This window comes from Streptococcus oralis, assembly GCF_001075875.1.
Classification (GTDB): domain Bacteria; phylum Bacillota; class Bacilli; order Lactobacillales; family Streptococcaceae; genus Streptococcus; species Streptococcus oralis_I.
Genome location: NZ_JUOS01000185.1, coordinates 43,226 through 54,407, shown reverse-complemented (window position 1 = coordinate 54,407; position 11,182 = coordinate 43,226). Strand labels below are relative to the sequence as shown.

Below are 11,182 nucleotides of genomic sequence, written 5' to 3'. Positions count from 1 at the left end.
TAATACTTTTCAAGCATTTGCTTTCCCCCTTTCTCTGCTTGTAGTATAGCAGAGAAAGGGAGAAAGAGGGGCCATCGTTCCTATCTTGTGTTTTTTCATGTCCAAGGTGTATCAGGAAGTATGAATATTGACAAGTGAGGGTAAAAAAAGACAAAGATTTGAATCCTTGTCTTTTAGCTTATAAACGTATTAGCGAAACAGATCTACAATGGTATCCCAAACTGTCTGAGCTTTTTCTTTAATCTTAGCATCTGAAATAGCTTTTCCTGCTTCATCGACCAGATTTTGTGCTCGTCCACGAATATCTGCTAATATATCATCCGACTGCGTACTAGTGTCACTTGTAGTTTGTTTAGGTGTATTTTCTGGTGCAATACCATTCATTTTATAAGCATTTTCAACTGTAAAAGTGCTTCCTGGCGTATATGGTAGGATTGTTTCCGCCATACTTCTAAAAATGTGAGCAGCACCATTCGAAGTCGAACCTGCTAGATAATGATTTTCATCAGTAGTAGGGAAACCAAGCCAGTGACTAATCACTAAATCAGGGGTATAGCCAATCACCCATTGATCACTGGTATATTCTGGGTTAAAGGCTGCCTCTGTTGTTCCTGTTTTTCCTGCCATGACATAATTATCTGGAGATGAACTGACCCCTGTACCATTTGTAAAAGTACCTAACATCATACTGGTCATTTTATCAGCTACCGATTTGTCAACCACTCGTTTTTGAGTATTTTTATGAGTAGCAATCACTTGACCACTAGCATTTTCAATACGGGTGATAAAGTGAGCATCCGGCATGAGTCCTTCATTTGCAAACACTGCGTAGGCTTGGGCCATTTGAAGAGGGTTCGTTTCTACGCCACCACCTAAAGCTACTCCAAGCACACGATCTACATCGCTCATGTCGAGACCAAACTTTTCACCCGCTTCAAAGGCTTTATCAATTCCAAGTTCTTTAACAGTAGCTACTGCAGGTAAATTTAGAGATTTAGCCAAAGCTTGATACATGGGTACTTCTCGTGATGTCTTGATTCCTGCGTAGTTGTCTACTTTATAATCACCATATTGCATGGTATGATTATCCAACTCCTTATTAAGAGACCAACCCGCTTCAACCGCTGGTGTATACACTATCAAAGGTTTAATAGTAGACCCTGGACTTCTTTTGGATTGGGTTGCATAGTTAAAATTTCTGAAACCTGTCTTATCATCCCCTGCCACTCGACCAACAACTCCTCGAACTCCACCTGTTTTTGGCTCCAAAGCGACACTACCAGACTCTGCATGTGTCCCATCTTCAGCTGTCGGAAAGAGCGAAGTATTTTGGTAGATAACCTGCATATTTGCTTGGTAATTTTGATCTAGCTCCGTATAAATTCGATAACCGTTATTAACGATTTCTTCCTCTGTTAGATTATACTTTTCAATAGCTTCATTAACAACTGCATCAAAATAGGAAGGATAACGGTAGTCTGATATTTTCCCTTCATAACTATCTTTCAATTGAGAAGCCATATCAACACTTGCTACTTCTGCTTCCTTATTTTTATCAAGGTAGCCGGCAGCCACCATATTTTGTAAGACAGTATCTCTTCGATTAGTTGAATGCTCAATGGAATTCAGAGGATTGTACAATTCTGGGCCTTTAAGCACACCTGCTAAAGTGGCGGCTTCATCAAGAGTTAATTCCGATGCCGAAACTCCAAAGTACTTTTTACTAGCATCCTCAACACCCCAAACTCCATTACCGAAGTAGGCATTGTTCAAATACATGGTTAGAATTTCTTTTTTACTGTATTTTTTGGTTAATTCTAAAGCAAGGAAGAATTCTTTAGCCTTTCTCTGAACAGTTTGGTCTTGTGAAAGATAAGCATTTTTCGCTAACTGTTGGGTAATTGTAGAACCACCACCCGAGCGACCAGCTGTTAGGATAGCTAGGAAAAAACGACTATAGTTAATTCCACTATTTTTATAGAAGCTTCTATCTTCTGTCGCAATAACAGCATTCTGCAAGTCTTCACTAATTTCCGAGAGCTCAACATAGGTCCCTTTTTGGCCTGACAATGCACCAGCCTCATTCTCTTCTCTGTCAAAAATCACCGTTCGTGTTTTCAAAGCATTCTGCAAGTCTGTAACATTTGTCGATTTAGCCAAGGCAAATAGATAGACACCAACAAACAAGCTTGCACTTAGTCCGAGAATTAGAAAGATTTTTGTCAGATGATAGCGACGCCAAAATTTTCGAATAGGTCCGACTTGCCCAACTTTCTTTCGCCCACCTCTTGACCGTCTTAAATTAGTCGAGGTATTTTCTTCATTATTAACTTCATCGATTTCTATTTCTTCCATTTCAGATTCTTCTTTTTTAAATAAAGAAAGAAATTTTTCAAATAATGTATCTAATTTCATGCGTTTATTTTATCATCTTCCCCATAGGAAGACAAGAATTTAGCTAGTTTCTCTATCCAAATAATCTATTTTTTGTTACAATATCTGTATGAAATTTACCTTTGTTATACCTGATTCTCTTCCTGAAATGACTGTCAAAATCTTCTTGGAGGAGCAACTACTCATTCCGAGAAAAATACGGCATTTCTTGAGAATTAAAAAGCACATTCTCATCAATCAAGAAGAAGTCCATTGGCATCAAACTGTCAAAGCCGGAGATGAATGTCAACTGATTTTCGATGAGGAAGACTACCCTACAAAAGAAATTGTTTGGGGGAATCCTAATCTTGTCCAAGAAGTTTATCAGGACCAACATTTAATCATCGTCAACAAACCTGAAGGAATGAAAACTCACGGCAATCAACCAGATGAGATTGCTCTTCTCAATCATGTTAGCGCCTATGTAGCCCAGACTTGCTATGTTGTCCATCGGCTAGATAAGGAAACGAGCGGTCTCATCCTCTTTGCTAAAAATCCATTTATACTGCCCATCCTCAATCGATTATTGGAGAAAAAAGAAATCTCCCGCGAATACTGGGCTCTGGTTGAGGGAAAAATAAGAACTAAAGAGCTTGTCTTTCGAGACAAAATCGGTCGCGATCGTCACGATCCTAGAAAACGGGTGGTAGATCAAAAAAATGGTCAATATGCTGAAACTCATGTAACTCGATTGAAACAATTTCAAAACAAGACCAGTCTTCTTCGTTGTCGATTAAAAACAGGACGTACTCATCAGATTCGAGTTCATCTATCTCACCACGGTCATCCAATCCTTGGAGACCCTCTCTACAATCCACATTCAAAAACTAAAAGACTAATGCTTCATGCATTTAAACTTTCCTTTGTCCATCCTCTGACTTTAAACAAATTAAGCTTTACTGCGCTATCAGACACATTTGAAAGAGAATTAAACCAAAATGGATGACACTTTCATCCATTTCTTCTTATAGATACAAAAAAAGCAAGACCGATTGGCCTTGCTTTTATCAACTCAAGAATTATTTAGCGATTTTAGCGAAGTATTCAAGAGTACGTACAAGTTGTGCAGTGTATGACATTTCGTTGTCGTACCATGAAACAACTTTAACCAATTGTTTACCGTCAACGTCAAGAACTTTAGTTTGAGTTGCGTCAAACAATGATCCGTAAGACATACCTACAACATCTGAAGATACGATTGGATCTTCTGTGTAACCGTATGATTCATTGGCTACTGCTTTCATAGCTGCATTCACTTCATCAACAGTAACGTTCTTTTCAAGAACAGCTACCAATTCAGTAACTGATCCAGTTGGAGTTGGAACACGTTGTGCAGCTCCGTCAAGTTTACCGTTCAATTCTGGGATTACAAGACCGATAGCTTTAGCAGCACCAGTTGAGTTAGGTACGATGTTAGCAGCACCAGCGCGAGCACGACGGAGGTCACCTTTACGGTGTGGTCCGTCAAGAATCATTTGGTCACCAGTGTAAGCGTGGATAGTAGTCATCAATCCTTCAACAACACCGAAGTTATCTTGAAGAGCTTTAGCCATTGGAGCCAAGCAGTTTGTAGTACATGAAGCACCTGAGATAACTGTTTCAGTACCGTCAAGAACGTCGTGGTTAGTGTTAAATACAACTGTTTTAACATCTGATCCACCAGGAGCAGTGATAACAACTTTTTTAGCTCCACCTGGGTGCAAGTGTTTTTCAGCAGCTGCTTTAGTAGCAAAGAAACCAGTTGCTTCAAGAACGATTTCTACACCGTCGTTAGCCCAGTCAATTTGTTCTGGATCACGTTCAGCAGAAACTTTAACGAATTTACCGTTAACTTCAAATCCACCTTCTTTAACTTCCACAGTTCCGTCGAAACGACCTTGAGTTGTGTCATATTTCAACAAGTGTGCAAGCATAACTGGATCTGTAAGGTCGTTGATGCGAGTAACTTCAACACCTTCTACGTTTTGGATACGGCGGAAAGCAAGACGACCGATACGTCCGAAACCGTTAATACCAACTTTAACTACCATTAGTGATTTCCTCCTTATGAAAATCATGAAAATTTTATTGTGAAAAGAGTAACTTGAATCACTACAAATCACCTTTCAACAAACCTATTATATAACTATTTAAGTTGAATTGCAAGTATGGGCATTGTTTTTTGTCTATATCTCGCTTATTTCCCTTTCTCCTTTGAAAGCCTATACCGCTGTCTTTCTTTGTCTACATAGTCATTTACAACTTTCCTTTTTCTAAAGTTGAGCGATAACTTCCTCAGTTGTCAAAACTTGGTTGGCAATGTAGCCATAGTTTGTCAGGGCAGCTTGGTAGGCTTCTTCACCTGGAGCACCGACAGCATCGTTAACAACAATGACATTGTAGCCTAATTCTATGAGTTCACGCATGTGTGAATCCACGCAGAGATTAGCATTCATACCAGCCAAGATGACGGTGTCGATACCATTTTTGCGGAGTTGAAGGTTAAGATCGTTGCTTTCTGGGCCAAAAATTTTATGTCCGTTGACAACAATAGTATCTTCATCCAAAAATGGTTTAATCTCTTCAATCATATCTGCTCCAGAGCCTTCTGGAATTGCTGAATACTGGCTATCACGCCAAAACATTTCGTTTTCAATCATCATCGTTTCACCAGCAGCTTTAAATTGCCACTTGTGATCGTGTGGATAGAAGTAGTGCGGTGAGATAAAACGCTTGTAGCCACGCTCTTTAGCAAGAGCGAAAAGCTTTGTCAGATTTTCAATAGTATTAACTTTTTCAAGAACGTCTTTAGTTGCTCCGAATCCTTTACCAGTATGTTTTAGGAATTCAACTTGTGGGTCTGTGATAACAAATGCGACATTTTTCTGATTGAACATGAGGTTCCTCCTAATATGATTTGATTAACAGCCAATAGGAATTTAGACTGTTAGTTTGATGATTTTCCAAATGGTAGTTTTAGTTATATACTGACCGTTCGGTACAATTATAATAACATCTAAAATTGAATTTGTAAATCAATTTGCTCAGAACAAAAATTTTAATGATAAAACAGTGGCAAAAGGTGGTGGTTTCAATTGTTTGGTCTCAGACTCTGAATCTGCTATAATAGGGAAAAAGAGAGGTGAGCAGATGAGCGTTAAAGAGCGTATTTTACAAAGTGCTGAGGAATTGATTTATCAGAAGGGTTATGTGGCCACCTCCATCAGTGACATCATGGAGGCAGCTGATGTTGGCAAGGGACAGCTTTATTATTATTTCAAATCTAAGAAGGAAATTGGTTTGACGGTCATTCAAGATATTTTAGCAAATTGGCGAAAAGAGCTTTTTGAAGATATTTTTGAAGCAGACAAGTCTGATAGTGACAAGTTTTCGGATATGATTGACTGGGTTTGTCAATTTCATGAAAGTCAGACGGTCTTTTATGGTTGCCCAATTGGTAATCTGATTGTGGAATTGTCCACAGAAGATGAGAACTTCCGCTGTCCTCTCAATGATTTTATGACCCAATGGACAGAGAAGTTAGCCAGCCTCTTGCAAGACCTGCATGCTGACTGGTCAGAAGAGCGGGCGCAGTTGCAGGCCCGTCAAGTCATCTCCAGTATTCAAGGCAGCATTGTCATTCTCAAAGTCAGCCAAGACATCCAAGTTTTAGAAAATAATATGACGGATTTGAAAAAGAATTATTGTTAATTTTTAGCCGAAGAATTAAAAGTATGTTAATTTATGGATTGTGGTTAAGAGGTAAGAATGACAACAGATATTAAAACTGAAATTGGTCATAGAGTAAGACAGGAACGTGAACGTCACAAATTGATGAGAGAAGAGGTCTGTGGACAGAAGCTGACTTAATAATCAAACAGCTGATGCGTACTGAGCTTGGGCAATCCTTGCCAACAATTACTAAGTTACAATATTTATCTAAGCGATTAGAAGTTCCGATAGATACTTTTCTTGAAAATAAAGAACTAGCTCTTCCTGAGGAAGAGTTGCTGAGTCTAGACTTGATTGAAAGAATATTAGACTTGATAAGAACAGGGACAGGTAGTTTCGCTGAAGATATTTTTGATGATTATTTTAAGCAAGTAACACTAAAGCAAGTTTACACATTCAATGATTTACTATTAATTGATTATTTTGCTATGCAATGTCAAGACTTGATTTATAGAAGAGAGCATTAGATGATTTCCGGATTAAGTTGTTGAAACAGCAATTAGTTAGTGATGAAATGTATAATGTAGAGCTACTATCAGTTCTTTGTGCCATAGCGGGTGTTTATGTTGTTCATAATGACTATAAGCATATGATATCTCTAGTAAAAAAGATGAATGAAATTTTATAAGTAACAATGTTGCAAGTCTATAAACCTGGAATTTCAGTATTTGAAGCTAAGTGCTATCTTTATTTTGAAAATGATAAAAATAAAGCAAAGGAACTTTATCACTCAGCAACTATACTAGCTGAACAATTTGATGATAAAGTATTTGATAAAAAACGAAAATAGAAAACTTAAAACTATTCTCAATACTCCAGTTTCACAAAAAAGAGACAGGAAATTCCTGCCTCTAGGCTGATAACAATTATTTACGGCGTCCTGGTCTTTCTTTGTAACCATAGTAAGCATCTTCGATGATTTCTTGCATATGGTCAACCATTGGAAGGCGTGGGTTTGCAGGTGAACATTGATCTTCATAAGCAAGGAAGGCCAATTCACGTGAGTGTTCTTTCCATTCTTTTTCGTCAACACCTTGTGCTTTGAAGTTCATTTGGATACCTACGCGCTCACCGAGTTCGTAAACAGCTTTTGCGTAAGATTCAACCCCTTCTTCTGGTGTAGAAGCTGGAAGTCCAAGCATACGAGCGATATCTTGATATTTCTCGTCTGCACGGTAGTAGTTGTACTTAGGCCATGTAGCTGTCTTAGCTGGGCGAGTACCATTGTAACGGATAACGTATGGAAGCAAGATTGCATTTGTACGACCATGGATTGTGTGGAATTGCGCACCAATCTTATGGGCCATTGAGTGAGAAATACCTAGGAAGGCATTCGCAAAGGCCATACCAGCGATTGTTGAAGCATTATGCATTTTCTCACGTGAGTGGAAGTCTGCATTCTTAACTGAGCTTTCGAGGTTTTCGAATACAAGTTTGATCGCTTGAAGAGCAAGACCGTCAGTGTAGTCGCTAGCCATTTGTGATACGTAAGCTTCAGTCGCGTGAGTCAATACGTCCATACCAGTGTCAGCAGCAACAAATCCAGGAACTGTCAATACCAAAGCAGGGTCAACGATTGCCACAGTTGGTGTCAATGAGTAGTCAGCGATTGGGTATTTACGGTTGTTTGCTTTATCAGAGATAACGGCAAATGGAGTTACTTCAGATCCTGTACCAGATGTAGTTGGGATAGCGATGAATTTAGTCTTCTTACCAAGCAATGGGAATTTGAAGGCACGTTTACGGATATCCATGAATTTTTGTACAAGGTCACGGAAGTCCACTTCTGGTTGCTCATAGAAGAGCCACATTACTTTAGCAGCATCCATTGGTGAACCACCACCAAGAGCGATGATTGTATCTGGTTTGAAAGAGCGCATAATCTCAGTACCACGTTCAACTGTAGTGATATCTGGATCTGGTTCTACATCTGCAAAGATTTGGTAAACAACCTTATTGCGACGAAGGTCAAGTTGTTCGATGATACGATCAAGGAAGCCAAGCTCTACCATAGCGTGGTCAGTAACGATCATGACACGCTCAACGTCACGACATTTTTGAAGGTATTGAATTGAATCACGTTCAAAGTATGTTTTTGAAGGAAGTTTCATCCATTGCATGTTATTTCTCCGTCTTCCGACTTTTTTGATATTCAAGAGGTTAATGGCGCTAACGTTATCCCCAACTGAGTTACGTCCGTAAGAACCACATCCGAGTGTCAATGATGGCAAGAAGGCATTGTAAACGTCCCCGATACCACCGAAAGTAGAAGGTGAGTTACAGATAACACGAATAGCTTTAACAGCTTTACCAAATTCTTTAGTCAATTCTTCATCAGCAGTATGGATGGCAGCTGAGTGTCCAAGACCGTTAAATTCAACCATTTGACGAGCTTTAGCAATACCATCTTCACGGCTTTCAGATTTCAAAACTGCGATAACTGGTGACAATTTTTCACGAGTCAATGGCTCGTTTTCACCAACTTCTTTACATTCTGCAGCAAGAATGTTTGTTCCTTCTGGAACAGTAAATCCTGCTTGTTCTGCAATCCAAGTTGCTGGTTTACCAACGATGTCAGCGTTCAATTTTGCACCAGCACAGTTTTTGCTATTTGCTTTCACGCCGAAGCAGAACTCTTCAAGAAGTGCTTTTTCTTTTTTGTTTACAAAGTAAGTATGGTAAGATTTGAACTCTGCTACAAATTCATCGTAAATTTCTTTATCAATGATAACCGCTTGTTCAGATGCACAGACCATACCATTGTCAAATGATTTAGACATTACGATATCGTGAGCAGCTTGGCGGATGTTAGCTGATTTTTCAACATAAGCTGGAACGTTTCCGGCACCTACCCCAAGAGCTGGTTTACCACATGAGTATGCCGCTTTAACCATGGCATTACCACCTGTTGCAAGGATTGTTGCAATACCTTCGTGGTTCATCAATGCACTAGTTGCTTCCATAGACGGTTCAGTAATCCACTGTACACAGTTTTCAGGAGCACCTGCTTTAATCGCTGCATCACGAACGATTTGAGCTGCGTGAGCTGATGATTCTTGAGCTGATGGGTGGAATGCAAAGACAATAGGATTACGAGTCTTCAATGAAATCAACGCTTTAAAGATTGCTGTTGAAGTAGGGTTTGTTGTTGGAGTGATACCACAAACAACACCAACTGGTTCAGCGATAAGAGTCAATCCTGTTACATCATCTTCTTCGATAACACCAACTGTTTTAGTGTGGCGCATGTTATTTACCACGTGCTCACAAGCAAATAGGTTTTTAGTTGCTTTATCTTCAAATACTCCACGTCCTGTTTCTTCAAAGGCATGTAAAGCCAATTCTCCGTGAGCATCAAGTGCAGCAACTGAAGCTTTTGCTACGATATAATCGACTTGATCTTGGTCAAGTTTACGCATTTCTTCAAGGGCAACTAAAGCTTTTTGCACCAAACCATCGACATGCTTTTCAGCAGCGAGTTTCTTTTCTTCTGGTGTTACAGTTTTTTTATCAGCCATATTTTCCTCCATAGCTTTCAAGGATTGTAAGTCCTTTGTTAATTTTTTCACAAGCTTATTATAACTCTTTTTTAAACGTTTGTAAACAGTTTCATAGACATTTCACAAACTTTTTTTATTTGTTTGTGAAAACAATTTCAAATATACCCACACATGTACTTTTTCACTTAAAGTTTGTGAATTATTCCATAAAAGTTTTATTTTTCACAAACTTAGTTGTAAAACAGTCTTGTAAGCCGTTTTTATTTCCATGTAAGCGCTTTCTGATATTCTGGAAGAATACCTCCTTCTAGGAGGAGGTTATTGTGCTTGTTGAAATAAACCTTGTTTGAAGTCCCCTTCATAGACTACTTCTTGTTCGGTAGTCAGTTTTCCTTTTCCTTCAGCTTGGCCATTTACAAAGTCTCCCTCATATACCCAACCTGCTTTAGCTTGGTAGGTACCTTTACCATTGAAGGCGCCATTGCTAAATTCTCCAGTATAGGTATCACCGTTCGAGAAGGTAACAGTGCCCTGACCATTCATCTTACCACGAACTAGGCTCCCGTCATAAATAATAGCATCGTTATCAAGCTTAAGAACGCCCTGTTTTGGAAGATTGGTCAGAAATACAAGACCTGCACAGACAACAATGACGATAACTGTCGCAATTTCTAAACGGGGACGTGTTAAATAGACACTATATTTTTCATAGAGTTTTTTTAAATTTTCCATGTTCACTCTCATTTTCTAAGCGACTTAACCAAGCCTGGCAACCAGCTAAAACTCGGTCATAAGTTTCTTCAAAATCACCTGTATACCAGGGATCTGGAACACTTTCAGATGCAAAAGGCTGTATCTTGTATTGTTGATCCTGTGGACACATCTCACGCAAATCAGCGAGATTAGACTCATCCATCCCAATGATATAGTCAAAATACTCAAAATCTTTTTTAGAAATTTGTTGGGAAGTTTTTGAAGTATCATAAGGAACGCCATGACTTCGAAAGATTCCTTGCGTTCCTTTGTGGATTGGATTACCGTGTTCCCAGGAAGAAGTCGCACGACTTTGAATCTCATATTTATCGGTCAGAGATTTCATTACAAATTCCGCCATAGGGCTACGGCAAATATTACCAAGACAGACAAAGACAACTTTTTTCATCATTGTTCCTCTCATTTATAGAAAAACGGGAATGCATTCCACCCCGTTTTATTCTTCAATAGCACTGCCTTCTTCGATAACTGCACCTTCAGGTGTGACAGCTTCTTTGACTGGCAAAACTGTTCTAATTGCACCTAATTCGAAAGTCAAGTATACTCCGTCTACATCAAGTACAATCGTTTTGTTTTCAGTATCAACTTCGTCGACTGTACCGTAGAGACCACCGATAGTGATTACTTCGTAGCCTTTTTGAAGCTTATTGAGGCTCTCCATACGTTTTTCCGCTTGTTTCTTTTGAGAACGTTGCATGAAGAACATCAAGCCCAACATCAAGACAAGCATAATCAAAAATGTTAAATTCCCACCCATTATTTTT

The 11,182-nt window shown here is 39.1% G+C and carries 10 protein-coding genes and 1 pseudogene; 4 read left to right on the top strand and 7 right to left on the bottom strand.

What is annotated here, in order from left to right:
* Positions 1–189: 189 nt before the first annotated feature.
* Positions 190–2,415, bottom strand: a complete 2,226-nt coding sequence (pbp2a, locus tag ADM33_RS09930; RefSeq protein WP_049504896.1) for a penicillin-binding protein PBP2A — start codon at positions 2,413–2,415, stop codon at positions 190–192.
* Between the two features lie 88 nt (positions 2,416–2,503).
* Here pbp2a and ADM33_RS09925 point away from each other — a divergent pair, with 88 nt between their 5' ends.
* The gene (locus ADM33_RS09925; RefSeq protein ID WP_152906842.1) at positions 2,504–3,379 is read left to right on the top strand and encodes an RluA family pseudouridine synthase; all 876 of its coding nucleotides are present in this window, start codon (positions 2,504–2,506) and stop codon (positions 3,377–3,379) included.
* Positions 3,380–3,452: 73 nt separating this feature from the next.
* On the opposite strand, the gene gap is transcribed toward ADM33_RS09925, so the two are convergent.
* Positions 3,453–4,463 (bottom strand): type I glyceraldehyde-3-phosphate dehydrogenase, encoded by a 1,011-nt coding sequence (gene gap / locus ADM33_RS09920; protein WP_049504894.1) that lies wholly within the window; start codon positions 4,461–4,463, stop codon positions 3,453–3,455.
* 222 nt (positions 4,464–4,685) lie between these two features.
* Positions 4,686–5,309 (bottom strand): cysteine hydrolase, encoded by a 624-nt coding sequence (locus ADM33_RS09915; RefSeq protein ID WP_000483066.1) that lies wholly within the window; start codon positions 5,307–5,309, stop codon positions 4,686–4,688.
* A 253-nt stretch (positions 5,310–5,562) separates the two neighbouring features.
* On the opposite strand from ADM33_RS09915, the gene ADM33_RS09910 reads away from it, so the two are divergent.
* The 3 genes and pseudogenes from ADM33_RS09910 to ADM33_RS11935 all read left to right on the top strand — a co-directional run bounded on the left by ADM33_RS09910 (position 5,563) and on the right by ADM33_RS11935 (position 6,934).
* Positions 5,563–6,123, top strand: a complete 561-nt coding sequence (locus tag ADM33_RS09910; RefSeq protein ID WP_000111607.1) for a TetR/AcrR family transcriptional regulator — start codon at positions 5,563–5,565, stop codon at positions 6,121–6,123.
* Between the two features lie 173 nt (positions 6,124–6,296).
* Entirely contained in the window at positions 6,297–6,611 is a 315-nt protein-coding gene (locus tag ADM33_RS09905) for a hypothetical protein (RefSeq protein ID WP_002880183.1), read from the top strand.
* 47 nt (positions 6,612–6,658) lie between these two features.
* A pseudogene (locus tag ADM33_RS11935) lies at positions 6,659–6,934 on the top strand (hypothetical protein).
* A 76-nt stretch (positions 6,935–7,010) separates the two neighbouring features.
* Here ADM33_RS11935 and adhE read toward each other — a convergent pair.
* The 4 genes from adhE to yajC all read right to left on the bottom strand — a co-directional run bounded on the left by adhE (position 7,011) and on the right by yajC (position 11,175).
* Positions 7,011–9,662 (bottom strand): bifunctional acetaldehyde-CoA/alcohol dehydrogenase, encoded by a 2,652-nt coding sequence (gene adhE / locus ADM33_RS09895; RefSeq protein ID WP_049504899.1) that lies wholly within the window; start codon positions 9,660–9,662, stop codon positions 7,011–7,013.
* Positions 9,663–9,962: 300 nt separating this feature from the next.
* The gene (locus ADM33_RS09890; RefSeq protein WP_049504892.1) at positions 9,963–10,376 is read right to left on the bottom strand and encodes an MORN repeat-containing protein; all 414 of its coding nucleotides are present in this window, start codon (positions 10,374–10,376) and stop codon (positions 9,963–9,965) included.
* Positions 10,351–10,806 carry a low molecular weight protein-tyrosine-phosphatase gene (locus ADM33_RS09885; RefSeq protein WP_049504898.1) on the bottom strand — a complete coding sequence of 152 codons (456 nt, stop codon included), beginning with the start codon at positions 10,804–10,806 and terminating at the stop codon, positions 10,351–10,353. Before ADM33_RS09885 ends, ADM33_RS09890 begins: the two co-directional genes overlap by 26 nt.
* A gap of 48 nt (positions 10,807–10,854) precedes the next feature.
* A complete protein-coding gene (gene yajC, locus ADM33_RS09880; RefSeq protein ID WP_049504890.1) occupies positions 10,855–11,175 on the bottom strand; it encodes a preprotein translocase subunit YajC in 321 nt (106 codons plus the stop codon).
* Positions 11,176–11,182 lie beyond the last annotated feature (7 nt).